25 protein-coding genes are annotated in these 26730 nt (G+C 70.4%); 7 read left to right on the top strand and 18 right to left on the bottom strand.

Going from position 1 to position 26730, the window contains the following annotated elements; all coding sequences use genetic code 11:
• From VMR86_17890 to VMR86_17905, 4 genes are all read right to left on the bottom strand, one after another.
• Nucleotides 1–998, bottom strand: a 998-nt coding sequence (locus VMR86_17890; GenBank protein ID HTO08925.1) for a metallophosphoesterase, incomplete at its 3' end; no start/stop codon positions are given.
• A gap of 376 nt (nucleotides 999–1374) precedes the next feature.
• A complete protein-coding gene (locus tag VMR86_17895) occupies nucleotides 1375–2154 on the bottom strand; it encodes an SDR family NAD(P)-dependent oxidoreductase (GenBank protein HTO08926.1) in 780 nt (259 codons plus the stop codon).
• Complete coding sequence (locus VMR86_17900) at nucleotides 2151–2636, bottom strand: nitroreductase/quinone reductase family protein (GenBank protein HTO08927.1); 486 nt, start codon at nucleotides 2634–2636, stop codon at nucleotides 2151–2153. The genes VMR86_17895 and VMR86_17900 overlap by 4 nt, the downstream gene beginning before the upstream one ends.
• Nucleotides 2633–3508, bottom strand: coding sequence for a LysR family transcriptional regulator (locus VMR86_17905; protein ID HTO08928.1), 876 nt, complete (start codon nucleotides 3506–3508; stop codon nucleotides 2633–2635). Before VMR86_17905 ends, VMR86_17900 begins: the two co-directional genes overlap by 4 nt.
• Before the next feature lie 101 nt (nucleotides 3509–3609).
• Here VMR86_17905 and VMR86_17910 point away from each other — a divergent pair, with 101 nt between their 5' ends.
• Nucleotides 3610–4338: an SDR family oxidoreductase gene (locus tag VMR86_17910; protein ID HTO08929.1), complete on the top strand. Its 729-nt coding sequence runs from the start codon at nucleotides 3610–3612 to the stop codon at nucleotides 4336–4338.
• Here the strand turns inward: VMR86_17910 and VMR86_17915 are convergent.
• Both VMR86_17915 and VMR86_17920 read right to left on the bottom strand, forming a co-directional pair.
• Nucleotides 4320–4838, bottom strand: coding sequence for a YetF domain-containing protein (locus VMR86_17915; GenBank protein HTO08930.1), 519 nt, complete (start codon nucleotides 4836–4838; stop codon nucleotides 4320–4322). The two genes, VMR86_17910 and VMR86_17915, sit on opposite strands and share 19 nt — an antisense overlap.
• A gap of 2 nt (nucleotides 4839–4840) precedes the next feature.
• Nucleotides 4841–5380: an inorganic diphosphatase gene (locus VMR86_17920; GenBank protein ID HTO08931.1), complete on the bottom strand. Its 540-nt coding sequence runs from the start codon at nucleotides 5378–5380 to the stop codon at nucleotides 4841–4843.
• A gap of 144 nt (nucleotides 5381–5524) precedes the next feature.
• Here VMR86_17920 and VMR86_17925 point away from each other — a divergent pair, with 144 nt between their 5' ends.
• Complete coding sequence (locus tag VMR86_17925; protein ID HTO08932.1) at nucleotides 5525–5992, top strand: hemerythrin domain-containing protein; 468 nt, start codon at nucleotides 5525–5527, stop codon at nucleotides 5990–5992.
• Nucleotides 5993–5999: 7 nt separating this feature from the next.
• Here VMR86_17925 and VMR86_17930 read toward each other — a convergent pair whose 3' ends face one another.
• Genes VMR86_17930 through VMR86_17955 form a run of 6 tightly spaced genes read right to left on the bottom strand, consistent with a single transcriptional unit; the run spans nucleotide 6000 to nucleotide 12301 of the window.
• On the bottom strand, nucleotides 6000–7028 hold the full coding sequence (locus VMR86_17930) for an aromatic ring-hydroxylating dioxygenase subunit alpha (GenBank protein ID HTO08933.1): 1029 nt from the start codon (nucleotides 7026–7028) through the stop codon (nucleotides 6000–6002).
• Between the two features lie 2 nt (nucleotides 7029–7030).
• Complete coding sequence (locus tag VMR86_17935) at nucleotides 7031–7909, bottom strand: fumarylacetoacetate hydrolase family protein (GenBank protein HTO08934.1); 879 nt, start codon at nucleotides 7907–7909, stop codon at nucleotides 7031–7033.
• Nucleotides 7909–8781: a VOC family protein gene (locus tag VMR86_17940; protein ID HTO08935.1), complete on the bottom strand. Its 873-nt coding sequence runs from the start codon at nucleotides 8779–8781 to the stop codon at nucleotides 7909–7911. The genes VMR86_17935 and VMR86_17940 overlap by 1 nt, the downstream gene beginning before the upstream one ends.
• On the bottom strand, nucleotides 8768–10231 hold the full coding sequence (locus VMR86_17945; protein HTO08936.1) for an aldehyde dehydrogenase: 1464 nt from the start codon (nucleotides 10229–10231) through the stop codon (nucleotides 8768–8770). The genes VMR86_17940 and VMR86_17945 overlap by 14 nt, the downstream gene beginning before the upstream one ends.
• Entirely contained in the window at nucleotides 10228–11673 is a 1446-nt protein-coding gene (locus VMR86_17950) for a 4-hydroxyphenylacetate 3-hydroxylase N-terminal domain-containing protein (GenBank protein HTO08937.1), read from the bottom strand. Before VMR86_17950 ends, VMR86_17945 begins: the two co-directional genes overlap by 4 nt.
• A 4-nt stretch (nucleotides 11674–11677) precedes the next feature.
• Entirely contained in the window at nucleotides 11678–12301 is a 624-nt protein-coding gene (locus VMR86_17955; protein HTO08938.1) for a helix-turn-helix domain-containing protein, read from the bottom strand.
• Nucleotides 12302–12402: 101 nt separating this feature from the next.
• Between VMR86_17955 and VMR86_17960 the strand changes: the two genes are divergently transcribed.
• On the top strand, nucleotides 12403–13956 hold the full coding sequence (locus tag VMR86_17960) for an arylsulfatase (GenBank protein HTO08939.1): 1554 nt from the start codon (nucleotides 12403–12405) through the stop codon (nucleotides 13954–13956).
• Nucleotides 13957–13991: 35 nt separating this feature from the next.
• Nucleotides 13992–14720 (top strand): hypothetical protein, encoded by a 729-nt coding sequence (locus tag VMR86_17965; GenBank protein HTO08940.1) that lies wholly within the window; start codon nucleotides 13992–13994, stop codon nucleotides 14718–14720.
• A 1-nt stretch (nucleotide 14721) separates the two neighbouring features.
• On the opposite strand, the gene VMR86_17970 is transcribed toward VMR86_17965, so the two are convergent.
• Genes VMR86_17970 through VMR86_17985 form a run of 4 tightly spaced genes read right to left on the bottom strand, consistent with a single transcriptional unit; the run spans nucleotide 14722 to nucleotide 19622 of the window.
• Nucleotides 14722–15045 (bottom strand): antibiotic biosynthesis monooxygenase, encoded by a 324-nt coding sequence (locus VMR86_17970; GenBank protein HTO08941.1) that lies wholly within the window; start codon nucleotides 15043–15045, stop codon nucleotides 14722–14724.
• A 50-nt stretch (nucleotides 15046–15095) separates the two neighbouring features.
• Nucleotides 15096–16514, bottom strand: coding sequence for a benzoyl-CoA 2,3-epoxidase subunit BoxB (gene boxB, locus VMR86_17975; protein ID HTO08942.1), 1419 nt, complete (start codon nucleotides 16512–16514; stop codon nucleotides 15096–15098).
• Nucleotides 16511–18103 carry an enoyl-CoA hydratase-related protein gene (locus tag VMR86_17980; GenBank protein HTO08943.1) on the bottom strand — a complete coding sequence of 531 codons (1593 nt, stop codon included), beginning with the start codon at nucleotides 18101–18103 and terminating at the stop codon, nucleotides 16511–16513. Before VMR86_17980 ends, boxB begins: the two co-directional genes overlap by 4 nt.
• Nucleotide 18104: 1 nt before the next feature.
• Nucleotides 18105–19622, bottom strand: coding sequence for a benzoate-CoA ligase family protein (locus VMR86_17985; protein HTO08944.1), 1518 nt, complete (start codon nucleotides 19620–19622; stop codon nucleotides 18105–18107).
• A gap of 74 nt (nucleotides 19623–19696) precedes the next feature.
• Between VMR86_17985 and VMR86_17990 the strand changes: the two genes are divergently transcribed.
• Together VMR86_17990 and VMR86_17995 are read left to right on the top strand one after the other, a co-directional pair.
• On the top strand, nucleotides 19697–20329 hold the full coding sequence (locus VMR86_17990; GenBank protein ID HTO08945.1) for a hypothetical protein: 633 nt from the start codon (nucleotides 19697–19699) through the stop codon (nucleotides 20327–20329).
• 165 nt (nucleotides 20330–20494) lie between these two features.
• Nucleotides 20495–21133: a hypothetical protein gene (locus VMR86_17995; protein HTO08946.1), complete on the top strand. Its 639-nt coding sequence runs from the start codon at nucleotides 20495–20497 to the stop codon at nucleotides 21131–21133.
• Nucleotides 21134–21163: 30 nt separating this feature from the next.
• Here the strand turns inward: VMR86_17995 and VMR86_18000 are convergent, their stop codons facing one another.
• Together VMR86_18000 and VMR86_18005 are read right to left on the bottom strand one after the other, a co-directional pair.
• Nucleotides 21164–22495, bottom strand: coding sequence for an APC family permease (locus VMR86_18000; protein ID HTO08947.1), 1332 nt, complete (start codon nucleotides 22493–22495; stop codon nucleotides 21164–21166).
• 11 nt (nucleotides 22496–22506) lie between these two features.
• Nucleotides 22507–23928, bottom strand: a complete 1422-nt coding sequence (locus VMR86_18005; GenBank protein ID HTO08948.1) for an HAD-IB family hydrolase — start codon at nucleotides 23926–23928, stop codon at nucleotides 22507–22509.
• Nucleotides 23929–24048: 120 nt separating this feature from the next.
• Between VMR86_18005 and VMR86_18010 the strand changes: the two genes are divergently transcribed.
• Nucleotides 24049–26730, top strand: a 2682-nt coding sequence (locus tag VMR86_18010) for a protein kinase (protein ID HTO08949.1), incomplete at its 3' end; no start/stop codon positions are given.

Consider the following 26730-nt stretch of genomic DNA (forward strand, 5'->3'; position numbering starts at 1 on the left):
AACGGGCCGTTGGCGTTGGTGTAGCCCGCGTCGAGGCGCGCGTTCGAGACCCCGAGATACGGGTTGTGGGCGATCAGCACGGACTTGCCGGCCTTGGGGTCGATCGTCCACTGCGCCCACCAGGAGAGACCCGTGTGATTCGTGCCGCCGGGCGCGCCGAAGCTCGTCTCCTGCCAGTTCGCCCGGATCTGCAGCGCATTCTCGAGCCCGGGGTTCCGCCAGCGGGCCTGGCTCATCATCACGCAGCTCGTGCAGACGAAGTGACCTTCCACGGTCGCGATCACCAGTGACTGCGTCTCGGCCGGCGCCCGGGCCAGCGCCATGACCACCGGCGAAGTGAGTCCGCCGTGCTGGACCAGAATCGTCGGCCGGTGCGCGCCGCAGCCGATCTGCGACACGAGCCAGTCGAGGTCGATACCGCCGTTGCGCTGGCCCATGAACGGTTGGCCGATCACGCAGATCGTGCCGATCGGGGTAGGCATGAGCGCGGCGCGCTGCGTGGTGTCGGGGATCGGGTCCTTCCAGGCCGGCCTGCGCGACAGGAGCGCGTGGAACCAGGGCCGCTTCTTGAACTCGTCGGCCGGGAAGTAGCGCCCGTAGTCGACGCCCGAATCGTGGTTGCCGGTGACCTCGAGGTGCGGGATGCCCGCGGCGTCGAAGCGGTCGAACATCCTGGTGCGGATGCGCTTCCACTCGGCGTCGGCCGGCGTGCCCTGCGAGTTGGGGTCGTCGTCGAGCGTGCCGACCGACATCTGGTCCGCGCCGCCGGTCGAGTCGGTGAGGTCGCCCACCTGGATCGCGAAGTCCGGCTTCCACGCGAGGATGTCGTCGACCATGGCGTCGAGCAGCTTCACGCGCATGGCGTCGTCGCCCGGATCGATCGTGGTCACGTAGTTCTGCACGTCGGGCACGACGGCGATGCGCGCGGTCCCGGCCGGACGCGTCGATGCGCTGCCGGCCAGGACGATCGCTGCGAGGCACGCGAACAGGCGTTTCACGGCTGGCACTCTGGCGCTTCGTGCCGACGCGGGCAACACGCGCGCGCTGAGCCAAAGTTCGCGAGGACTCACGCTAGATTAGCCCTCTCTCAGACTTCGCCTGCTGCCGCACACACGAGTGGCAGACCTGCCCACGAAGCAAACGGGCGCGCGCTCTGCGCGTACTCGACTCGTGCCTCGCACAGCTTCCCTGCCCGGCACGGCAGTTGCTCCTCGGAGACGAGTCAGCGTCGGACGAGAGCTCCGGTCTTGTGCTTTTCGATGGGTGGGGCGACTTGAGGTCTCTCTCGGCCTCGGGTGAAGGACGCCCGCTGGCGGCGTGCCCTGAGTAGGGTGCGCCGCCAGTCCCTTCGAGTCAGTCACTCGCGCTCGCCACTCACAGACCCATCAGCTCGGTGATGTGCGGGTCGCGGCCGGCCGTGAACCCGCCGTCGACCGCGATCGCCTGACCCGACACGAACGACGCATCGGCGCTGACCAGGAAGCAGGCCACGGCGGCGATCTCGTCGGGCCGCCCGAAGCGGCGCAGCTTGTGCTCGTGGCGGATCTCTTCGCGCACCGAAGCCAGCGCCGGCGAGCCGAGCACGGCCTCCATCATGGGTGTCTCGATGAAGCCGGGACAGACGGCGTTGGCGCGGATGCCGCTGCGGCCGTAGTCGATCGCGAGGTTCTTCGTGAGCAGGACCACCCCGCCCTTCGAGGCGTTGTACGCGCTCCCGCCCGCGGTGCCCTCGAGCCCTTCGATGCTGGCAACGTTCACGACCGACCCGCGTTCGCCGTCGCGCGCCGGCTGCTGCAGCATCTGCCCGAGCGCGTGCTTGCAGACCAGGAACGTGCCCTTGAGATTGATGGACAGCACGCGGTCCCAGGCCGACTGGTCGAGTGAGTGGACCGGTCCGCCGCCGGCCACCCCGGCCGCGTTCACCAGCGCGTCGAGCCGGCCGTGATCGCGCGCGATCTCGCGCACGAGCTCCGCCACGGCCGCCTCGTCGCACACGTCCAAGAGCGCCACGCGCGTGGCGCTCGAGCGCGGGCCGCTCTGCAGGTCCGCACCCACCACCTTCGCGCCCTCCGCGGCGAAGCGCTCCACGCACGCCAGGCCGATGCCCGACGCAGCGCCCGTCACCAGCGCCACCTTGCCTGCGAGTCTCGTCACGATTCGCCTCCTGTCGCGCCATCGTACGCAACGACGCGAAACACCGGGTAGTCGGCGGCGACCGCGGCGAATGACTCGAGCGGAGCGCCCGGGTCGACCGGAATGTGCGGCCGGGCGCCGGGCGCGCGCCGCAGGTATTCCTGCAGGATCGGCGCGCGCCGCTCGGGCGTGACCAGCTCCAGCCGCACCGGCTCCGACTTTCCGTGCCGCAGCACGGCCCGGCCCCCGGCGGCCTCGAGATTGCGCACCCAGGCGACGTTGCGCCCGAGCATCGACACGAGATACCGCTCGCCGTCGACCCAAGCCATCACGAGCGGGAACGTGATCTTCCGGCCCGAGCTGCGGCCCACCACGTCGAGCGCGACCACCCAGTCGGGCGAGACACCGCGCGCGAAGATCGCGGCCTGCAGCCGGTTGAGAAAGCGGGCGAGCGCGTTCGGGCGCCCACCGCGGTAGAGCCAGCGATTGAGCGAGGGGGTCACCGGCCCAGTATGGCCCGCCACAGGGCCTGCGCCACCACGCCGTGCGCGCGGTCTCTGCGGCGCAGCGCGAACAGCTCCATCGGGCTCGCGTCGAACTCGGGAATGCGCAGCGCCACGAGCTCGCCGGCGGCGATCGCGTCCGCGGCCACGTGGTCGGGCAGACCGCCCCAGCCCATGCCGGCCAGGATGACCTCCTTCTTGGCCGCCACGTCGGTCACGCTCCAGTGGAGCCCGCCCTCGAGCACGTAGACCGAGGGTGAGTCGGGCTCGGCGGAGCTGTCGCGCAGGACGATCTGCGCGTGCGCGCGCAGCGCCTCGGCCGGGATCGGCTTGCGCTGGCGCGCCAGCGCGTGCTCGCGGTGCGCCACCGGAATCACGCGCACGCGGGCGAAGCGGCCGGACTCGAGCCGGGTCGCGCCGGCGCCGAGCTTGGTCGCGATGGCGAGGTCGGCGCGGTCTGCGCGCAGCGCTTCGATCGCGCCGGCGAGTCTCTCGGTCGTGAGCTCGAAGCGCACCGCAGGATGGCGCCGGCCCACGGCGCGCAGCGCCCGCATCACCGGCGCGAGCGGAGTGACTGCCTCGAGCGCCAGCCGCACCACGGGCTCGACCGCGCCCGACAGCTCGATCGCGAAGCTCTTCAGGCCGTCGGTCTGCTCGAGCACGCGCGCCGCGCGTTCGCGGAAGCGCCGGCCGGCCGAAGTGAGCGTGGCGCGGTAGGCACGCCGGTCGAAGAGCGCGACGCCGAGCTCCTGCTCCAGGTTGCGCACGAGCTTGCTCACCGCCGGCTGTGACTTGTGCAGCCGCTTCGAGGCGGCCGTGAACGCCCCGGCATCGGCCACGGCGACGAAGGCGGCGAGCTGGTCGTAGGTCATGCGGGCGCAATATAACTGCTGATTATGGAGTCGATCCAATCATACGACTTTCTGGTTCTGGGATCCCGGCCTAGGCTCTGCTCCAGAAAGGAGGGACCGACATGTCCCAGCGAATCGATCGGGTGATCGTCACGGGTGCGAGCAGCGGCATCGGCTTCGACCTGGCCGCCCGCTTCCTCGCCGAGGGCTCGAGCCTGGTGATCAACGCGCGCGATCCGGAGAAGCTCGAGCGCGCCAGGCACGAGCTCGACGGGGGCCGGCGCGTCGTGGCCGTGGCCGGCTCGGTGGCCGAGCGCGCGACCGCGGAGGCGGTCGCGGCCGCGGCGGAGCGCGCCTTCGGCGGCGTCGACGTGCTCGTGAACAACGCGGGGATCTTCGGCGCGAAGCCCTTCCTCGACAGCACCGAGGAGGACCTCGACCGCTTCTACACCACCAACGTGAAGGGCACCTATCTCATGACGCGCGCCGTGGTGCCGCTCATGCTGAAGGGCGGCGGCGGCAGCATCATCAACGTGGGCACGGTGCTGGTCGGCCAGGGTCTGCACGGCCTGCCGGTGTCGGCCGCGATGGCCAGCAAGGGCGGCGTGCACGCGCTCACGGTGTCACTCGCCGCCGAGCTCGCGCCGCGGCAGATCCGCGTGAACACGCTCGCGCCGGGCATCATCCGCACACCGCTCATCCAGGACCCCGACTCGCTGGCGGCGATCCACCCGCTCGGGCGCATCGGCGAGGTGCGCGACACTACGGACGCAGCGCTCTATCTGGCGCGCGCCGGTTTCGTGACCGGCACCACGCTGGACGTCGACGGCGGCTACTCGCGCGGCCGGTGACTCGCGGCGCGCTCGATCACGCTGATCTCGCCGCTGCGCTCCTTGACGGCCAGGTGGACGTGCTCGACGCGCTCGACACCCTGCAGGCGCAAGCCTTCTGCGAGGTCCTCGCGCGAGAGATGCGCCGCCTGCAGCGCAGCCTCGCGCACGCGGCCCTCTTGCACGAGCACCTCCGAGTGACCCTTGAAGAGCTCGCCCAGCCGATGCCAGGGCAAGGTGACCCGGGTGAGAAGCCAGTGCGCGCCCACGATCGCCGCCGAGGAGGCCAGCGTGGTCGACATCGCCGCGCTGCCGGTGATGCCCCGGCTCAGCAGCGAGCCCAGCAGGAACCCGAGGATCACGTCGAGCGCGCTCGCACGGCCGATCAGCCGGCTCTTTCCCGCGCGCACGATCAGCACGCCGAGCAGGTAGACCAGAACGCCGCGCGCGCACGCCTGGTGCAGCAGCATCGGGCTCGGTGGCAGGTCGCCGCCGAACAGCCAGATGAGTCCCTCCGACACGGTCAGCGCCGCCGGCTGAGCCGCGCGCGCTTCACCAGCTTCATCGCGTGGCGCGGGCCGCGCAGACCTCGAAAGCGGAACTTGCGCCCCTCCATCTCCGCGTAGGAGCGGAAGAAGTGCTCCAGCTCCCGGATCAGATGGGAGCTCACGTCCTTCACCGAGTGCACGTCGCGGTAGTCGCGCGCATCGACCGACACGGCGATCAGGCGATCGTTGCGCACGGTGCGCCCGTCTTCGGTCTGCTCGCCCTCGATCACCCCGACCAACCGTGAGATCACGAGCGTCCCGGGAAAAGTGGACTCGTCCATGAGCAAGAGCACGTCGATCGGATCACCGTCTTCGGCGCGCGTGCCGGGGAGAAAGCCGAAGTCGTAGGGAAACGTGTTCCCGGCCGGAAGCACGTCCGAGAGGCGGAAGCAGTCCAGATCGTCGTCGAACTTGATCTTGTTTCGCGATCCCTTTGGCGTTTCTACGACCACGTTCACGCAGCCGTCGTCGGCGGCGTACGGGGAGCGCTGCCAGCGCGCAGCCTTCGTGCCCATGTGCTGCAGCGACTCGCAAGGCACGTGCCACGGCGATTTGTAGACGAAGCGGCCTCCGCCACGCCGGCAGCGGCGCACGCGCGCGGAGCCGCGGCACCTCGTTTGCAGACTCACAGCCACACCACCCATTCGGGGAGTCACTCCATGGCCACGCGCGGAACCGATGCAATCACCCTCCTGACCGAAGACCACAAGGCGGTGAAGAAGCTCTTCAAGTCCTATCAATCGCTGGTCGACGGCAACGCCGCCGACGAGGACAAGCAGAAGCTCGCCTCGCAGATCTGCCGCGCGCTCGAGGTGCATTCGCAGATCGAGGAGGAGATCTTCTATCCGGCCGTGCGCGCCGCGATCGACGACGACCAGCTCATGGACGAGGCGCTGGTCGAGCACGCGAGCGCCAAGGACCTGATCGACCAGATCGAGGCGATGGCGCCGGGCGACGAGCTCTACGACGCGAAGGTCACGGTGCTGGGCGAGTACATCAACCACCACGTCGACGAAGAGCAGGGCGAGATGTTCCCGATGGCCAAGAAGGCCGTGGACGTGAAGTCACTCGGCGAAGCGCTCGAGCGGCGGAAGATGGAGCTCGAGCGCGAGCGCGGGGCCCGCTGAGCGCGGCTCAGCTTGTTTCGTCCGCGAGACGCTGCGAGACCAGGCGCCGGAACATGGCCGGAGCCTGATCCTGGGGGATCGCGGAAGGCTTGCGCTCCGGCGGCAGGCGCTCCCAGATGCGCTGCTGCGCCTCGATGATGCGCTTGTCCTCGTCGAACGACTTGCGAGTCACCTGATAGGCGCCTTCCAGGAACGCGGGCGTCGCGATCGCGCGCGGGAAGCCGAGCGCCCACAGGTAGCGCGAGCGTCCGACACCGATCGGCGTCACCGATTGCTGGTCGATGCGGTGGAAGATCGGCTTGCCGTCGGGCGGGCCGAGGCCGCTCGCCTCGGCCGTGCCGACCGGGAACGCCTGCGTGGTGAGCAGGAACAGTCCGGGCAGCACGTAGCGGTAGGAGCTCCAGGTGTCGACGCGCTGCGGCTGGCTGCCCATGATCGGGTGATCTCGGAACCAACGCTCGATGCGCAGCCCGTCGTCCTCGGCGGAGATGCGCGGCGAGTCGTTGGACCACTTCGACCCGCTCGCCCAGCCGAGTGACTTCTCGTGCACGAAGTCCAGGTGCGACAAGTCGCACAAGTTGTCGTTCAGGAGCTCGTAGTCGGCTGCGTAGTCCAGCGCCCCGCTGCGGTACACCCAGTCCGGGTCCTCGAGCCCGAAGGCCCGGGGCACGCGCGCGGGATCGGCCTTCGCCGGGTCGCCGGGCCAGACCCAGATCCAGCTCCAGCGCTCCACGACCGGGAACGTGCGCGCCGCGAGGCGCGCCGGAGGCTTCGCCGAGCCCGGCAGCTCCACGCACCTGCCGTCGGGCGCGAAGCGCAGCCCGTGGTACATGCAGCGCAGGTCGTCGCCCTCGACCCGGCCCAGGGAGAGCGGCGCGAGCCGGTGCGGGCAGCGGTCGTCGAACGCCGTCAGGCCGCCGTCGCCGCGCCGGTAGAGCACCAGCGGCTCGCCCAGCACCTCGACGCCGACGGGCTTGCCGGCGGGCACGTCGTGACTCCAGGCCGCGACGTACCAGAGGTTCCGGACGAACGCCATGCTCACTCCTTGGGCGCGTCGCCCGGCGGGCGGCGCGAGTCACTGCCCAGCGCCACCGCACGCACCGACTTGCTGTCGGTGGGCTGGTGGCCGATCTCGTGCTTCGGCGCCGGGATCTCGACCACCGTGTTCGACAGCCGACCGATGCCGGTGACTTCGACCTCGACCACGTCACCGAGCTTCATGGGCCGCGAGTTCGCGGGCGTGCCCGTGAGCACGATGTCTCCGGGCAGGAGCGTGATGTGCCGGCACAGGTCGGCGAGCTGGTAGTCGATGCCGAAGATCATCTCCGACACCTTGCCCTCCTGCACCGTCTTGCCGTTGAGCACCGTGCGCACCACGCTCTGGCGCACGTCGACGCCGCGCACCAGGCCGGGCCCGATCGGGCAGAAGCCGTCCTGACCCTTCACGCGCAACATCGAGCCCGCGTCGGTGTCCCGGAAATCCTGTGCGCCCACGTCGTTCGCGGGCGCGAAGCCGGCCAGATGCTCCCACACGTCGGCCGGCGCCACGTTGCGCATGGGCCGGCCCACCACCGCCGCGACCTCGCCCTCGTAGTTGAGATACTGGCAGTTCGCCGGCCGGCACAGCGTGCCGCGGTGGGCATTCAGCGCGGTGACCGGCTTCTGGAAGTAGGTCGGCGTGGTCAGCGGCTCGGCGCGGAACTCCACGCGCCGTGACTCGTAGTTGAGGTGGATGCACAGGATCTTGGTCGGCTCACAAGGCGCGAGATAGGTCGCCGACGCTTCGGCCACGCGCCGGCCGTCGCCCAGCACGAGCTCGCTGCCTTCGAGCGCGACCCACTGCGGCCGTCCCTGGTGCAGGATGCGGCGGACTTCCTGGCGCGGCCCTTCGAGCACGTTCCGGCCTTCGCTCGGCATCAGAATCCCCCCTCTTCCGGCCCGTGGCCGTAGAAGTCCTCGCCGTAGTACTCCGACTGGTGCGTCGCCGGCCGGGCGCCGTAGCCGTACTCGATCATGAAGCCCGACGGGCTGCGGAAGTAGAACGAGTACATGTGGTCGTTCGAGTGTTTCCCGAGCTGGATGTGCACGGGGATCTTGGCCTTGCGCACGAGATCGTGCGTGAGTCCCACGTCGTCGAGGTTGTCGACCTCGAGCATGATGTGATTCAGCCGCTTCTGCGGGGAGCCGATGCCGAACGCCACCGAGTGGTCGCGCGCGTTGCAGTGCATGAAGCGCAGCTGCAGCGACCGGACGCCCTTGCCGAACTTGTACTCCACGCCGCCGCGCATGCCGAGCGCCTGGTAGAAACGCACGGCGGCCTCGGGATCGCGCTCGCGGACGATGCAGTGACCCAGCCCGCCCTCGCCGGTCAGGAACTTGCCGTGCATGCCGCGGCCCGGATGGAAGGGCTTCGCGAAGCGCACCAGCGGCCCGTGGAAGATCTCGATCGGGTTGCCGTCGGGATCGGCGAGCTTCAGCAGCTCGAGCACCCGGCGCTCCTCGGCCTCCTCCACCGTGCCGAGCCGGAACTCGATGCCGGCGTCGGCGAGCTGTTTCTGGGTGTCGAGAAACTCGTCGGCGCCAGCCACGCGGAAGCCGAGATAGGCCAGGTCGTCGGACTCGTCGCGGTGCAGCACGATGCGGTGGTGCCAGTAGTCCATGCGCAGGTAGCAGCGATCGCCCTCGCCTTCGTCGACCACTTCGAGACCCACGATCTCGCGCGCGAACTTCTGCCACGCCTCGAGGTCCGAGACTCCGAGGCCCATGTAGCCCAGCTCAGTCACTGCCATGGAACGATCCCTTTCGCACGGCGACGTTCTTGACGTCGCAGTAGAAGTCGAAGCTCCAGGCGCCGCCCTCGCGGCCCAGGCCCGAGTCACGCGCGCCGCCGAACGGCGCCGCGAGCTCGCGGATGAAGAAGCAGTTGACCCACAGCGTGCCCGCGACCACGCGCTCGGCGATCGCCATGGCGCGGCGTTCGTTCCGGCTGAACAGCACGCCGGCCAGGCCGTAGCGCGTGCCGTTGGCCAGCGCGATGGCTTCGTCGTCGCGCTCGAAGGTCTGCCAGGTGAGCACGGGACCGAACACCTCGCGCTGCGCGATCTCGAAGTCGGGCTGCACGTGGTCGAACAACGTGGGCTGGAAGTACAGCTCGCCCGCCTTGTCCCGCTCACCGCCGAACAGCGGCCGGCCGCCCGCGGCGCGCGCGCGCTCGACGAAGCCGCTCACGCGCGCGAAGTGCTCGCGCGTGATCAGCGGACCCACGCGCGTCTTCGCGTCGCGCGGATCGCCCACGGTCATGCGCGCCGAGGCGGCGCGCACCCGGTCGAGAAACGCATCGGCGATCGAGCGCTCGACCAGCACGCGTGTGCCGGCGAGACACACCTGACCCGCGTTGGCGTACTGACCCGCGACGGTCTGCGCCGCCGCGTCGAGGTCGGCGTCGGCGCAAACGATGAACGGCGACTTGCCGCCGAGCTCGGCGGCCAGCGGCGTGATCGAGCGCGCGGCTGACTCACCGATCGACTTCGCGGTGTCGGTCGAGCCGGTGAAGCTGATCCGGTCGAGGTCGGGGTGCGCCACCAGCGCGGCGCCCGCTTCCTCGCCGATGCCCTGCACCACGTTCAGCACGCCGTCGGGCACGCCGGCCTGGCGCGCGATGTCGGCGAGCAGCGAGCAGGTGAGCGGCGCCCACTCGGGCGGCTTCACGACCACGGTGTCACCCGCCGCCAGCGCGGGGCCGACCTTCCAGGTGGTGAGCATGAGCGGCGCGTTCCAGGGCGTGATCAGCGCCGCCACGCCCGCGGGGTCGTAGCGCACGTGGTTGGTGACCTCGGGAGAATCGATCGTGTGACCCTGGAGCCGGGTCGCCGCCCAGTCCGCGAAGAACGAGACGTTCAGCGCGGCGCGCGGCACCACGCGCGCCAGGTTGCCCGCGAGCAGTGACCCGTTGTCGGCGGTCTCGACCGCGGCGAGCTCCGCCGCGCGCGCCTGGATGCCCTGGGCGAAGCGCTGCAGGATCGGCAGCCGGCCCTGCGCGCCCAACGCCGCCCAGCCCGGGAAGGCCGCGCGGGCCGCGGCCACCGCTGCATCGACCTCGCCCTTCCCAGCCGCCGAAACGTCGGCCAGGTGCGCGCCGTCGATCGGCGAGTGAGTCGCGAAGGTGGCGCGCGAGGCCACGCGCTTGCCGCCGATCCAGTGCTCGGTCGCGATCTCGACGCCCGCCACGCGCGCCGTCACGGCTGGATCCCCGCCGCGGCCAGGAACGCCGGCCACTCGGACCACTCTCCGCGCTGCGCGAGCAGGTGATCGAGCCCGAAGTTGCGCGCGGCGCTCGCGAGATAGAAGCGCTCGTACTGCTCGACGCGCCCGCCGAGCGCCGAGCCCGCGAAGTCCCACGCGGTGCGGAACAGCAGCGCCCGCTCGCGCGCGCTGATGCCCCGCGCGCCCGGCATGTAGCGCTCGATCAACGGGCCGAGCTCGGGCGAGGCGAAGGCCTCGGCAGACGCGGTGGCCAGCAGGTTGTGCGAGCCGATCAGCTTGATCACTTCGTTGGTGCGCGCCATCCAGCCCGGCATCTGCGCGCGCGCCGCGCGCAGCGGGCGGTCGTCGCAGAAGAACGCGCCGTTGCCCCAGTCGTGCGCGCCGTCCTCGGCCGCGCGGATCGCGGCGCGCGTCAGCGTGGCGTAGCCCCAGATCTCGCCGAGCATCTGGATCACGTCGGTCCGCGCCTCGCTGTTGGTGACTCGCGCCATGCGCGTGCACAGCTCGTAGGCGAACTCGAGCTTCACCGCGGCGCGGATGCAGGTCTGCTGCATGATGTTCCCTGCCCAGCCCTCGCGCAGCAGCTCGTTGTACGCCGTCACGTCGCCGTCGATGAACACGCGCTCCCAGGGCACGAGCACGTCGTCGAAGATCATGAATGCGTCCTGCTCGTCGAAGCGCGCCGAGAAGGGCCGGTCGGCGATCGGCCCGGCCACGCCGTAGTGGTCGCGGCAGACCGTGTGCAGACCGGGGGTCGCGAGCGGGATCGAGAAGCTGAGCGCCCAATCGCCCGCCGTGGGCGGCAGCGGCTGGCCGGGATAGACGAACAGCTCGTCGGCGAAGGGGCCGAGCGTGGCCAGGATCTTCGCGCCGCGCAGCACGATGCCTTCCGGCGTGCGGCGCACCACGCGCGTGGCCAGGTCGCGGTTCACGCCTTCGAGCTCGCCCACCGCCTTGTCGATCACCGGGTGGATGATGGTGTGCGTCAGCGACAGGTCGCGCTCGATCACCTCGCGGTGGAAGCGGCGCAGGCGCTCGGCGCCGCGTGAGTCACCCTGCCTCGCGAACACGTCGGCGCGCGCCACGAAGCCGGCCAGCGTCACGTTCACGTAGTCGGGCGTGCGGCCCAGCATGCCGGCCGAGTAGCGCGCGAGCCGGTCGAAGCAACGGTTGCGTCGGCGCAGGTCGTCGGCGTTGCGCGGCACGATCAGGCTGGCGTTCATCGGCGCGCCGCTCACCGGGTCCGTGGCGAGACAGTCGTCGGCGTGCGCGAGCTGCCAGTCGAAGTACCCCGCCATGCCGGACAGCGAGCCCGCGAACGCCGGCTCGGTGCTCACGTCGACGCGGCGGCCGTCGAGCCATACCGTGCGCGCGTCGCGCAGCCCTTCGAGATATTGCTTTCCGCTGCGCACCGCCATCGAGTCACTCCTTCGCGCGCACGGCGCGGAGCTGGAGCTCGAGCGCCTCGCGCAGTCGTTCATCCTCGGGTCTCGGCTCGGGCGCGCGCGCGCCCAGCCAGAGCTGAAGCTGCTGGAAATAGATCCCGAACAGGTTCTGCACCAGCAGCCGCACCGGCGCGTCGGCCCCGAGCTCGCCGCTCGCCTTCGCCGCCTCGACCAGCCCGCCGAGCCGCGCGTACAGCTGGGCCATGAAGTGAGCCAGGCCGTGGCGTGAGTCGTCGACGAAGGGCAGCTCCTTCACGAACACGCGCGCGAGCGCCGGGTCCGCGGCGTGGAACTCGATCAGCGCATGGAACACCGCCAGGAGCTGCTCGAGCAGCGGCGCCTGCGGCATGTGCGCGAACGCGCGCTCCACGGCGCGCCCCGCCTCGTCCTGGAAGATCTGGACGAGCAGGTCCTCCTTGGTGGGCGCGTAGAGGAACAGCGTGCCCGCCCCGATGTCGGCCTCGGCCGCGATCTGGCGCGTGGTGGTGCGCTCAAAGCCTTGTTTCACAAAGAGCCTGTGGGCCGCGACGCGGATGCGGCCGAGCTTCTCGCGCTTGCCGCGCTCGCGCCGCCCCGAACGATCCTGACCACGGTCAGACATGACCATGCTCAATTTCTACCGCATCCGGGGACTCGCGGTCAAGGAATTTTGCGGAGCAGGTACCATGGGGCGACGCGCCTCATTGCGCATGGAGTCAGTGGATGAACGTCCCCCGCCTCGCCGTACTGGCTGCGCTCCTGCTCGCGAGTCTCTCGCCGCCGGCTCCGGCCCAGGAGGCAGCCAAGGCCTCGGCCAAGCCGAACGTCCTTTTCATCATGGGCGACGACATCGGCTACTGGAACCCGAGCGTCTACAACCGCGGCATGATGGGTTACCGCACGCCCAACATCGATCGCATCGCGAACGAGGGTGCGCTGTTCACTGACTGGTACGGACAGCAAAGCTGCACCGCCGGCCGCGCGGCCTTCGTCACGGGTCAGTCGCCGATCCGCACCGGACTCACCAAGGTCGGCCTGCCCGGCGCGGACATCGGTCTCTCCGCGAAGGACCCGACGATCGCCGAGATCATGAAGCCGCTCGGCTACGCCACGGGCCAGTTCGGCAAGAACCACCTGGGCGACAAGGACGAGTTCCTGCCCTCGAAACACGGCTTCGACGAGTTCTTCGGCAACCTCTATCACCTGAACGCGGAAGAGGAGCCCGAGAACCCCGACTACCCGAAGAACCCGGAGTTCCGCAAGCGCTTCGGTCCGCGCGGAGTCATTCACTCCTTCGCCGACGGCAAGATCGAAGACACCGGGCCACTCACGAAGAAGCGCATGGAGACCGTCGACGAGGAGTTCACCAAGGCGGCGATCGACTTCATGGAGCGCCAGCACAAGGCCGGCAAGCCCTTCTTCTGTTACTTCAACTCGACCCGCATGCACGTGAACACCCACCTGTCGCCCGAGTGGGAGGGCAAGACGGGCCTCGGCGTATATCCCGACGGGATGCAGCAGCACGACGCCGACGTGGGCGCGCTGCTCAAGGCGCTCGACGACATGGGCATCGCCGACAACACGATCGTGGTCTACACGACCGACAACGGCGCCGAGGTGATGAGCTGGCCCGACGGCGGCTCCACGCCGTTCAAGGGCGAGAAGGCGACCAACTGGGAGGGCGGCTTCCGCGTGCCCACCCTGATCAAGTGGCCCGGCGTGATCAAGCCGGGAACGGTCTACAACGACATCTTCGCGCACGAGGACTTCCTTCCCACGTTCGCGGCGGCCGGTGGCGACACCACGGTGGTCGATCGCTGCCAGAAGTCGTGCACGTCGGGCGCGAAGTCGTTCCACGTCCACCTCGACGGGTACAACCTGCTGCCCTTCTTCAAGGGCGAGGTGAAGGAGTCACCGCGCAAGGAGTTCCTGTACTGGAGCGACGACGGTGACTTGATGGCCCTCCGCTACCTGCAGTGGAAGGTCCACTTCAAGATCCAGGAGCACGAGGGCATCGGCGTGTGGCGCTATCCGTTCACGAACCTGCGCACGCCCATGCTGATCAACCTGCGCGCCGATCCGTTCGAGCGCGGGCCGGAGTCGTTCGAGTACGAGGCGTGGTTCTTCAATCGCGCCTTCGTGGTCGTGCCGGCGCAGGCGCTGGTCGGCAAGTGGATCGGGTCCTTCAAGGAGTTCCCGCCGCGCCAGAAGCCCGCGAGCTTCAACCTCGACGAGGTGATGCAGAAGATGAGCGCGCCGCAGGGAGGTCAGCGCTGACTCAACTCACTCGTGTCACGGGCCGATGAAGTGGCATGAGCAAGCTGGAAGCACGAGAGTTTCTGGATGGCCTCGCCAAGAGACTGAGTGGCTCACTGCCGGCCGCGCGCGAGCTCGACCTCGCGATCCGAGAGACCGTGAAGCGGGCTCGCGCGGGCGCCAAGCCGGAGGAGCGCCACCTCAAGCTGCCGGAGTCGGCGTTCCTGAACGGCCACGTGCTGCCGTGTCTCTTCGCGGAGATCCAGCAGGCGGGGCTCGAAGAGGAGGATGCGCGCTACGCGCTCCTGAACGAGTACCACCGCAGCATGCCCTGGCTTTCCGAGGCCGCGCCCGCCCACAGGGTCAAACACCCCTTCACCAAGAACCTCGACAAGGACGCCTCCGAGATCTACCAGCAGTGGATCGGTGAGTCGAAGAGGGGATCGGCCCTGGTGCAACCATGCCCGGACTTCGCGCTGCGGCACCCGTTCCCGCACAAGATCGTGTTCGAGGGGAAATACTTCCCCAAGGGGTCGCTCGGGTACGCGCGCCGCCAGCTCGTCACCGACATCTACCAGGCGTTCTTCTATCGCGGGCTGCCCGCCGCAGCCGAGACCGTCAACGGCCGCGCGGCCTGGGACTACGACTACTCGTGCCTCCTGGCCTTCGACGCCTCGCCCGGCGGCACGCTGAAGCAAGCCTGGCAGGCGTTGCCCGAGAAGATCCGCAACGGCTTCTGGGACGGCGCGAACATCTACGTGATGATCCTGGGCGGAGACGGCTGAATCACTTCAGCGCCGTCGGCTCGACCACCCACTCGGCCTCCTCGTACTCGCCGATGAAGTGGAAGTCGACGATCTCGAGGTGCTCGTCGAGCACCTTGCGCATCGCGGCGTCGGGCTGGAGATACTCTTCGCGCCGGTCGCGCTGGGCCTTCGACTCCCAGCTCGCGATCGCGAGCAGCGTGCTCGGGTCGCCGATCTTGCGGTGCAGCCGCGTGCCGCGTGCCCCGGGCGCGCGCTGCAGGATCTCGCTCGCGCGGATCCAGGTCGCGGCGTACTCCTCGGCGGTGCGTCCGGGCTTGAGCTGGACCTCGAAGATGAACTTCATGGCCGGAGTGTATCTCGGCCCAGCCGGCGCGGGTCCGCCGAATCAGGGGCTCAGGCGAAGCGCACGTACTCGAAGTCGAGCGGCTGGCCGTCGATCTTGTGACTCGGCGCGGCGAGCCAGCTCGCGCACTGCCCGCGCGCCAGCACGGGCCCGTCCTGCAACGCCTCGAGCCAGGCGCCGTCGTCCGCCGTGGGCAGGTGCGCCGCGACCGCCGCCCGGTCCGGGGCCGGCGCGCCGCTGGGCAGCCAGTGCGACTCCGCGAACGGCCCGATCCTGCGGTTGAAGCGCGCGTGCGGCAGCGAGAGGCGATACGAGAGACCCGCGGAGGCCAGGGCCTGGTTCCAGTGCGCGAGTGACTTCTCGCACTCGCGCGAGTAGGCGTCCTGGAGCAGCGCGTTGATCGCGCGCCGCACCGGCACCTCCTGGCGCTCGATGCCGCCCGCGGCCGCCGGCTTCTCCACCGCGTAGGCGCCCTCGAGCAGCACGTGGTCGTCGTAGGCGCCCGTCTTCGACTCCTGGTAGCGGCCCTTCAGCCCGGTCGCGAAGTAAGCGGCGGCGTTGGACGAGTCCGGCGAGCCGAACAGGTCGAGACTCTCGCTGTACCAGTGATTGATGAAGCGTTGGAGCAGCGGCAGGTCGATGCCGCCCTGCGCGCGCGCGTCCTCGTTGGGGTCGCGCTTCATCAGCTCCGCGGTGCGCGCCACCACGCGCCTCACGCCGCCCTCGCCCACCGACAGGTGGTGCGCCTCTTCCGTGAGCATGAACCGGCACGTGCGCGACAGCGGATCGAAGCCCGACTCGGCGAGTGAGGCGAGCTGGTACTTGCCGTCGCGGTCGGTGAACGTCGCGAAGCAGAAGAAGTCGAGCCAGGTGGCGATCGGGCGGTTGAACGCGCCCAGGATGCGCGGGTGGTCCGCCTGACCGCTCTCGCGCGCCAGCAGCGCCTCGGCCTCTTCGCGCCCGTCGCGCCCGAAGTGACTGAACAGGAGATACACCATGGCCCACAGGTGGCGTGCCTCTTCCACGTTCACCTGCAAGAGGTTGCGCAGGTCGTAGAGCGACGGCGCGCGGGCGCCGAGCCGGCGCTGCTGCTCCACGCTCGCGGGCTCGGTGTCTCCCTGAGTCACGATCAGCCGGCGCAGCGCGGCGCGGTGCTCACCCGGCACCTGCTGCCAGGCGGGCCGGCCCGCAGGGTCGCCGAAGGCGATGGCGCGGCCGGGCTCGGGCGGCGCGAGGAAGATGCCCCAGCGGTAGTCCGGCATGCGCACGTAGTCGTAGTGCGCCCAGCCCTGGCGGTCGACGCCGACGGCGGTGCGCAGGTAGATCTCGTCGCGCTGCAGCCCGTCGGGCCCGCGCTCCTGCCACCAGCGCAGGAACGCCGGCTGCCAGCTCTCGAGCGCGCGGCGCAGCTTGGCGTCGCCCGCGAGGTCCACGTTGTTGGGAATGCGCGCGTCGAGGTCGATGGTCACGTGCGACTCCAGTCGAACTTCGCCCGCTCGGGGCGGCCGTAGGCTTTCAGCGCGCCGTCGGGCCCGGCGGCGTTCGGGCGCTGGAAGATCCAGTTCTGCCAAGCCGACAGGCGCGCGAAGATCTTGGTCTCGAGTGTCTCGGGGCCGGCGAAGCGCAAGCTCGCCTCCATGCCGGTGAGCGCGTCGGGCGAGAAGCTGACGCGCTCCTCGATCGCGACGCGCAGCGCATCGTCCCAGTCGATCTCGTCGAGACACTCGGTGGCCAGGCCCAGGGCTTCGGCCTCGTCGGCCGAGAGCGGCCGGTCCTGCGCAGCGCGCAGCGCCGCGAGCTGCTCGGGCGCGCCCAGGAAGCGCGTCTCGAGCCGGGTGAGTCCGTTGCCCATGCGGTAGGCGCCGAAGTTCGCGGCCGTGAGCTCGATGCGCGGCGAGGCGTCGCGCAGGAGATAGGTCCGGTCCGCGGCCAGCGCGAGCTCGAGGAACACGCCGATCCAGCAGGCGTTCGCGTCGGCCAGGGCAAAGCTCGAGCGCGCGGAGTTCTCGAGCCGCTTCAGCACGCGGCCGAACAGCGCCCGCACCTCACGCGCGAGCCAGGAATCGGCGAGCAGCGCGCGGTCGAGCCGCTGCGCCGAGCCCTCCTCGCCCACCACGCGCAGCAGCCACAGGCCCACCTCGGCGTGGTGCAGGCGCAGGCGCAGGAGCGCGTCGTCGAGCTCGCGCGCCAGCCGCAGCCCGCCGGGCAGGCCGGCATCGGGAATCGCGACCTCGAGCTCGGCCAGGCGCCGCTCGCCATCGATCCGCACGCGCACGTGCCGGTAGCGGAGCTCGCGGTCGCTGACCGCCGGCGCGAGTGACTCGAGCCGGACCGCCGGTCCCGCCGAGCGCTCCGGCACCGCGGCGATCTCGCGCCCCACCAGCGCCCGGAACTCGCTCGGCGGCGCGCTGGCGTCGATCAGGCCCCACTCGAGCGCGCGCGGCGCGCGCACGCCCTCTTCGAGCGTGCAGAACACGTCGGCGCGGTCACGGCGCACGCCACGCTTGTCGACCAGGCGAGTCAGTCCACCCGTGCCGGGCAGCACCGCCAGGAGCGGCAGCTCGGGCAGACTCACCGCGGCACGCCGATCGTCGACCAGGAGGATGCGCTCGCACGCCAGCGCCAGCTCGTAGCCGCCGCCGCTCGCCGTGCCCGAGAGCGCGGCGATCCAGCGCTGGCCCGCGCGCGTGGCGTCCTCGAGCTCGAGCCGCGTCTCGTTGGTGAGCTTGCAGAAGTTGACCTTCAGCGGGTGCGAGGAGCGCGCCAGCATGGCGATGTTCGCGCCGGCGCAGAACACGTCGGGCAGCGCGCTCTCGAGCACCACACAGCGCACCTCGGGGTGCTCGAAGCGGATGCGAGTCACCGCGTCGCGCAGCTCGAGGTCCACGCCGAGGTCGTAGCTGTTGCGCTTGAGGACCACGCCCTCCTGGAGCGCGCCCGCCTCGTCGACCGCCAGTGTGAGTCGCGCCACCGGGCCGTCGACCGCGAGCCGCCAATGGCGATAGCGCTCGGGCGAGGTCTCGAGCTCGCGCGGAATGCCGTCGGCCGTCGCGTTCACGTCAGGTTCCGCGCAGCAGGTGCCGGCGGATCTTGCCGGTCGGCGTCTTGGGCAGCTCGGCCACGAAATCCACGCGCCGAGGATACTTGTGCGGCGCGCTCTTTGCCTTCACGTAGTCCTGCAGCTCGCGCGCGAGCGCATCGCCGGCCTGCGCACCCGGCGCGAGCACCACGAAGGCGCGCGGCTTGGTGAGTCCGTGCTCGTCCGGCTGCCCCACGACCGCGGCTTCCAGCACCGCCGGGTGCGCGGCCAGCAGCGACTCGACCTCGAAGGGCGACACGTAGATCCCGCTCACCTTCAAGAGGTCGTCGGTGCGCCCGACGCTCCAGTAGAAGCCGTCGGCGTCGCGCCGGTAGGCGTCGCCGGTGCGCAGCCAGCCCGGCGCGAACATGGTGTGCGCGGTCTGCTCGGGCCGCTCGTGGTAGCCGCGCGCGGCACTCTCGCCCTGCGCCAGCAGCGTGCCCGTCTCTCCGTCGGCCACGTCGCGGCCGTCTTCGTCCACGATGCGCACCGCATAGCCCGGCACCGGCTCGCCGCTCGAGCCCGGCCGCGCGCGTCCGGGCCGGTTCGACACGAAGATGTGCAGCATCTCCGTGCTGCCCAGGCCGTCGAGGATCTCGACGCCGAAGCGCGCGCGCCAGCGTTCCCAGAGCGGCGCGGGCAGCGCCTCGCCCGCGGAGAGACACAGCCGCACGCGGCCCAGTGACTCGGGGGCGCCCGGGTGGGCGAGCATGGCCGCGTAGAGCGTCGGCACGCCGAAGAACACGGTCGGCTGCTCGCGTGCGACGAGCTCGAACATCGCCTCGGGCGTGGCGCGCTCGGGCGCGAGCACCACCTCGGCGCCGAGCGCCAGCGGGAAGGTCAGCGAGTTCCCCAGGCCGTAGGCGAAGAAGAGCTTCGCGGCCGACAGCAAGCGGTCGCCGGGCCCCAGGCCGAGCACCCCGCGTGCGTAGCGCTCGGCGGTCACCGGCAGGTCGGCGTGGCGGTGCACCACACCTTTGGGCTCGCCCGTGGTGCCGGACGTGTAGAGGAAGAAGGCCGGGTCGCCCGCCCGGGTCGGCGCGGCGGCCGGCTCCGCCCCGCGCGCGATGCCCTCGAAGTCGAACACGCCCGCCGCGATCACGGGCGTCGCGCTCGGATACAGCGCCGGATCGAAGAGTGACTCGCCGAGGCCGCGATCGAGCACCACGGCGCGCACGTCGGCGTCGCGCGCGATGAACGCCACGTCCTTCGCCGGAAGCAGAGTGGAGATCGGCACGGGCACAGCGCCGCCGCGCATCGCGCCCAGGAACGCCGCCACGAAGCACGGTGTGTCGCGCGCCACGATCAGCACCCTTTCTCCACGGGCGACTCCGAGCCGTGCGAGCTCGGCCTGGAACGCGAGCGCCGACGCCGCGAGTCGAGCTCCGGTCCACCGTGCGCCGGCACAGCGGAGCACGAATGGGTCCGCACGCCGCGCGGTCTCCGTCACGAGCCAGTCGCCCGAGTTGAAGAGAGCTTCATCGGGCGGAGCACGCATAGGGTGAGGCGACTTTACCACCCTTGCGCGGTCCCGCCGGACCCTACATCCCTTCCGCGCAGGAGGAGGACTTCATGATCCGGACTTTGGGCATCGCACTCGCGTTACTCAGTCTCGCGATTCCGCACACGGCCGCGGCGGGGGGTGGAGCACCGATCACGGCGCATCAGCTCTCGATCAAGCTCAAGGCCATCAGCCAGGACCCGAACGCCCCCAAGGGGGACGAGCGTCAGGACAATGTGTCGGCGAATCAGAAGGACGTCTTCCAGACCTGCGTGGGGAGTCCGCCGACCAAGACGCAGGGGGTGTATCTCTTCATCGACTGCGGAGACCCGACCACCAACATGATCGCGGCGATCGACACGGACCCGCTCTTCGACACCGCCGTGGCCATCGGATCGCTCGAAATCGACACGGAGCACGGGGTGACGACGAGCAAGAACGGGATCATGACCAAAGTGGTCGTCCCGGTGGTGGTACACCTCAGCTGCAACGGCGACACGACGCACGTCGACGCGCCCGGAATCATGACCGTGAAGTTCTCGGCGCTCGGCACCAGTGACTCGTGTCCGCTCTCCGGCAGCATCCAGATGGTCGGAGCCGGAGTGGACCCTGGACCAGGTGACTTTATCGTGAACAGCGGCTCATCGATCTCGATCAAGAATCGCTCGGGGTCTATCTCGTCGTTCCCGCCCATTCTCTTCTGAGGGCTCGGCGCGCCGTCCGTCCGACGGACGGCGCGCCTCATCCGTCCAGTCGAGCGCGTCAAAGTGACTCACTGCGCGCTCCGGCGTGCCCTGGGTGCGCCTGCGAGCACGGTACCGAGCTTGCAGTCGCGAGCTGCCATCCACTACCCCATTGGAGGCCCGCTCGTGAAGATTTCGAGTCTCGCCGGACGCGTCGGCATTGCCGTCGCTTCGCTCATGGTCGCGGTTCCGCTCTCCGCTCTCGCCGGGGGCGGACCCATCACCGCGCACCAACTCACGATCAAGATCAAGGCGCTCAGCCAGACCACCAACGGCAAGGGCGACGACGTCGGGGACAGCACCGGCGCCAATCAGAAAGATGTCTTCCAGACTTGCGTCGGCACGTCTCCGACGAAGACGCAGGGCATGTACCTGTTTCTCGACTGCTCGAACTTGAACAACAACGTGATCGCCGCGATCGACACGAACCCGCTGTTCGATACGGCCGTTGGGACCGGCGACGTGTCGTTCGACATGGCGCACATGGTGACGACGCAGAAGAAGGGCGTGCTCGTGAAGGCCGTCGTGCCCGTGGACATCACCCTGAGCTGCAACGGCGACGCCACGCACGTCGACGCGACCGGAATCATGACGATCAACTACACGGCCCTCGGCTCCTCGCCTGCCTGTCCGTCGTCCGCGTCGGTGAGCGTCACGGGGACAGGCGTCAACCCCCAACCCGGCGATTTCATCCTGAACAGTGGCTCGTCGATCAAAGCTGCCACGCGGTCGGGCGCGATCGCGGCCTTCCCGCCGCTGCCCTGAAACGCTCGTGAGTCGCCTCGGACGCGCCCGCTAGCTGCGGGCGCGTCCGAACACGAGCCAGAACGGGACCGCGCTCGCGATCACCAAGAAACACACCAGTGACTCGTGCGGCTTCCCGTTCATCAGGTTGAGCGCGACCGCGACGTTCGCGATCAGGTACGCGGCCGGCAGCCAGGGATAGCCCCAGGCTCGATACGGCCGCGCGCGCTCGGGGCGGGTGAGTCGCAGCACGTAGAGCGCGAGCGTGTCGGCGATGGTCGCGAGCACGATCGCAAAGGTGGTGAAGTCGAGCACGCTCGGGAAGCTGCGCAGCACGAGCAGGAGCGCGCAGGCGACCGCGGCCTGCACCCAGATGGCCACGTGCGGCGTCTGGCGCGTGGCGTGCACGGCGTCGACCCCGCGGAAGAAGCGGCCGTCGAGCGCCATGGCGTAGGCGATGCGCGGGCCGACCAGGATCGTGGCGTTCAGGGTGGCCACGATCGAGCCGAGCACGAACACGGCGAGCAACGTGCCACTCACCGGCCCGAACAGCTGCTCCGCCGCCGCCTGTCCGGCATTCGCGGCGTGTTGCAGCTCGGGCAGCGGCAGCGCGTAGAGATACACCGCGTTCACTGCGAGATAGACCGCGATGCAGACCGCCAGCCCCAGGAAGAGCGAGCGCGGCACGTTGCGCTGCGCGTCGCGGATCTCGCTGGCCACGTACACGGTCGCGTTCCAGCCCAGATAGCTGAACAGCACCGGGGAGAGCGCGAGGCCGAAGTCGCTCCAGCCGGCCTCGTGGCCGTTGGGCACGAGCGCCGCGAGCCGGCTGGCGTCGCCGCCGCCCGCGAACGGAGCGAGCGCCACCAGCGCGCCGAGCGAGGCGATCTTCAACAGCGCCCCCGCGTTGTTGAGGCGCGCGCTCTCGCGCACGCCGACCACGTTGAGCCAGCTCGCGGCCAGCGTGACCGCCAGCGCGATCGCCAGCCGCGCGGCGTCCGAGAGTGGCACGAAGACCGCGAGCGCCTCACTCACTCCGGCCGCGAGCGTGGCCACGGTGCCGGTGAAGATCGCGAAGAACGACACCCAGCCGGTCACGAAGCCGGCGAAGGGCGAGAAGGCTTCGCGCAGGTACACGTAGTCGCCGCCGGCGTGCGGATACATGGCCCCGAGCTCGGCGTTGGCGAGCGCGCCGGCCAGCGACAAGAGCCCCCCCACGACCCACACCGCCAGGATCAGGCCCGCGTGCGGCAGGCGCGTGGCGATCTCGCCGGGGGTGAGGAAGATGCCCGAGCCGATCACCGAGGCGACACACAAGAGCGTCGCGTCGAACAGGCCGAGTGTCGGGCGCAGCCGATCGCGGGGATGCCTCTCACTCTCCACGGCCGCGCAAGCTAGCCCGCCAGCACTTCCTCGTACAGATTGCGCACCTCCTCGATGTGCGCGTCGAGAGACTCGCGGGTCCAGTCGCGCGTGGAGATCGGCGGCAGCACCACCACGTCGATGGTCGCGGGCCGCACCACCAGCCCGGCCTTGGGCAGCGCGTCGAGCGCGTTGCGGATCACGATCGGCACGATCGGCCGGCGCGCCTGCATGGCCATGTGGAACGCGCCCTTCTTGAAGCGGCCCAGGCGCGGCGTGGGCGCGCGCGTGCCTTCGGGCGCGATCGCCAGCGACGTGCCGGTGCGCAGCGCGTCGACCGCGGGCTGCAGCGCCTGGATCGCCGCGCTCGAGTTCGCGCGGTCGACGAACACCGTGCCGAGCATGGCCGAGAAGGCACCGAGCACCGGGATGCGCCGCAGCTCCTGCTTCGCCACGCCCACGAAGTCACGCCGCAGGAGCTTGCACAGGAGCAGCACGTCGAGCGAGCTCTGGTGATTGAAGATGAACACCGCCGGCCGCGACGACCACAGGTGCTCCTCGCCGCGCACGCGCAGCTCGATGCCCGCCAGCGCCGTGCCCAGGTCGCCCCAGGCGCCGAGCGCGAAGTCGATCGCGGTCTTGGGCCGGCCCGTGACTGCCGCCAGCGAGATACCGAGCCCGAGCGCCAGCCCGCTCGAGGCGGTGGCCAGGAGCGTCCGCGCCACGTCCGAGAAGCCGGGCCGCCCGCGGCTGGCGAAGCTGCGCGTGGGCCAGATCCGGCGCTGCGCGATGCGAGTGAGTCGTGAGTCGGGGTTGGTGGGGCGCGGCCGGCCCACGATCTCGAACAGGGGCAGGTCATCGCTCGAGTCACTGTAGAAGTAACTCTCGGCCAGGTCGAGACCCTCTTCCGCCGCGAGCCCGCGCACCGCGTCGGCCTTGCCCTCGCCCCAACACGGCGGGCGGACGAAGCTGCCCGTGAACTTCCCCTCGTCGACCTCGAGCCGCGTGCACAGCACGCGCTCGATGCCCAGGTCGCGCGCCAGCGGCGCGATCTGGTAGCGCGTCGCCGCAGACACGATCGCGACCGTGTGGCCGCGCCGCAGGTGTGCCTCGACCAGCGCTCGTGACTCGGGATAGATCAGCGCGGCCAGCTCCGAGTTGAACAGTCTCTCGCCGGTGTCGACCAGCTCCTGCTCCGGCGTGCCGCGCAGCATGCCCGACCAGGCCGCCAGGATGCCCGAGAAGCCGATCTGGCCGCGCTGGAAGCCGACCCAGGCCAGCAGGTTCTCGGACAGGTCGGCCAGGCCCATCTGGCCGGACAGCAGCCGGTCGCGCCAGAAGGCGATGCCCGAGAAGCCCGAGATCAGGGTTCCGTCGACGTCGAAGAACGCGCCGACCTTCGGACCTGCCGGTCCCCGTTCGATCTCTTCCGTCAGGAATGTCCCGGCGCGCATCGTCACCGCTCCCGATGCCCGATGCTATCTCGGACGCCGGTCCGGCGGCGAGCCTGGCGCTCCCGGGCACGCGGCGACTCAACCGAAGGCCCTGCGACACCGAAGAGTTCGCCGACTCCGATGCGTATCTCGTCCCCCGGCCATGTCGCCGCGCTCCTGGTCGCGGCAGCGCTCCTCGGCGCCGCGCCCGCGGCGCAGGCGGGGAGCTTCGAGGTCGCGCCGACCTTCGACGGCGGCGCGTCGGACGAGCCGCCGGCCGCGACCCAGGACGAGGCGCCGGCGCGCGACTGGAACTCGCTGGGGAACGGCGACGAGTCACAGCGCGGCACGGGTCACGAGGGGCCGTTCCGCGAGAGACTCCGCCGCCGGCTGGCGCGCCAGGCCGCCCGCGAGGCGGCGCGCGAGCGCGCCGAGCGCCCCGAGGCCGCGGAAGCTGCGACCCCCGCCGAGCCGCCGTCGTTCGGCGATCTCGACGCGGTGATTCCGCCCGACGCGCGCAGCGACATCGCGGCGAGCTACGCGCGCTGGGCGCCGCGCATCGAGTTCACGCTGGACCAGAGCTACGCGTCGCTCGACCCGAGCTGGCAACGGCGCGCGTCGGCGTTCCGCGCCTGGGCGATCCGCCCCTCCGGGCAGCGCTGGCTCACGGCTGCGCTGTGTCTGTTCGCGCTCCTGCTCGTGGCGGCGCGCACCGCCCGCGGCCACGGCGACCTGGTGGTCGTGATCGCCTACCCCGACGACCTGCGCGGCAGCTTCAGCGTGTCGCTCTCGCGCCGCAAGCCGCGGCGCAAGCGCACGCCCGCCGAGCGCGAAGCCGCGAAGAGCCGCGTGTCGACCCGCATGGAACACCACCTGGTGTCGCGCGAGACCCAGTTCCGCGGCGTCGCGCCGGGGAAGTACTGGCTGATGGTCGAAGGCGAGCTGTACGGCTCCAGCGGCGAGGCCGCGCTCGAGGAGCGCTGGGAGCTGCAGCACGTCACGGTGGCGAGCCGCGACACGCGCCGCTTCGAGTTCGACCTGAAGCCGAGACACTGCGCGATCGAGGTGCGGGTCACCTGGGACGGCCAGCCGGTGCGCGAGTGCGCGGTGTCGGTGATGGGCCGGCCCGACACGTTCCGGCACATGCGCGGCCAGGCCGTGCGGCTGGGCTTGCCGTTGGGCCGGCACTGGATCGCGCTGGGCAGCGGCGACCGCGTCACCGAGCGCGAGGTCACCATCGACAGCTACGGCAGCGTGATCGTCGACGTGGACCTGGGCCGCACCGAGGGCGTGCTGTTCAAGGGCTGCCCGCCGGCTGTGACTCCTTATCTCCAGGGCGACGTGCCCGCCGCGGCGCGTGCGCTGGCGCGCGAAGGCCAGGACAAGCTCTCCAACTTCCTGCTGGCGCGCATGCACGACACCCAGGGCGCCAAGGCGCGCGCCGCCGAACACTACGAGTACGCCGAGTACTTCGCCGAGGCCGCGAAGCTGCGCGAGTCACTCTCCGAGTGGTCGCGCGCGGCAGGGCTGTACCAGAAGGCGGGCGAGCCGGTGCGCGCGGCCGAGATGTTCCGGCGCGCGGGCGACCCGATCCGCGCCGGCAAGGCCTACGAGGCCGCGGCCGACTACGAGCGCGCGCTGGCCTGCTACCGCGAGGCGGGCGAGACCGACCGCATGATCGGCGTGCTCGAGCGCAGCGGCGAGTCGTTCCAGGCCGCGATGATCGCCAAGCAGAACGACGACCGCGCGCGCGCGATCAAGCTCTTGCAGCAGGTGCTGCCCGGCGACGCGAACTACTCCGAAGCCTGTCTGCTCCTGGCCGACGCGCTGGAGAGCGAGGGTCACACCGACCTCGCGGCGCGCAAGCTCGAGGAGCGCATCGAACGCGACTCGCAGGAGGGCGTCGACCCGGCGTTGCGCGCGCGCCTGTCGGAGCTGCTCGAGCGCTCCGGCGAGCCGGGCCGAGCGCTCGAGGTGCTGGAGAAGCTGCGCGAGGACGAGCCGACCTATCCCGAGATCGGCGCGCGCATCGACGCGCTGCGCAAGCGGCTCACGCAGCCCAAGGACCAGACCGGCCGAGTCACGGCGGCGACCGTGCCGCTGGTCGCGGAGAGCCGCTACGAGATCATCGAGCAGATCGGGCGCGGCGGCATGGGCGTGGTGTTCCGGGCGCGCGACAAGCGGCTGGGCCGCGAGGTGGCGCTGAAGCGCCTGCCCGACAACCTGCGCGACCATCCCTCCGCGGTGCAGCTCTTCCTGCGCGAGGCGCGCGCGGCCGCGGCGCTGAATCACCCCAACATCGTCACGCTGTTCGACGCCGACCAGGAAGACCAGCAGTTCTTCATCACCATGGAGCTGCTCGAAGGCGACCCGCTGCACGTGATTCTGCGGCGCGCGGGCCGGCTCTCGGCGCGTGACTCGTCGCGGCTCGGCGTGCAGATCTGTGCGGGGCTCGAGTACGCGCACGAGCGGCGCATCGTGCACCGGGACATCAAGACCGCGAACCTGTTCTTCACGCGCGGCAAGGTCGTGAAGATCATGGACTTCGGCCTGGCGAAGATGGTCGAAGAGGTGCGCCGCTCCGCCACGCTGATCGGCGGCACGCCGTACTACATGGCGCCCGAGCAGGCGCTGGGCGAGTCGGTCGACGGCCGCGCCGACATCTACGCGCTGGGAGTCACCCTGTTCGAGCTGGTGACCGGCGCCGTGCCGTTCCGCGAGGGCGACGTGACCTACCACCACCGCCACACGCCGGCGCCCGACCCGCGCACGCGCGTGGAGGGCGTCCCGGACGGCTTCGCGGAGCTGATCCTCGAGATGATG

It is taken from the genome of Myxococcota bacterium (assembly GCA_035498015.1).
In the GTDB taxonomy this organism is placed as follows: domain Bacteria; phylum Myxococcota_A; class UBA9160; order SZUA-336; family SZUA-336; genus VGRW01.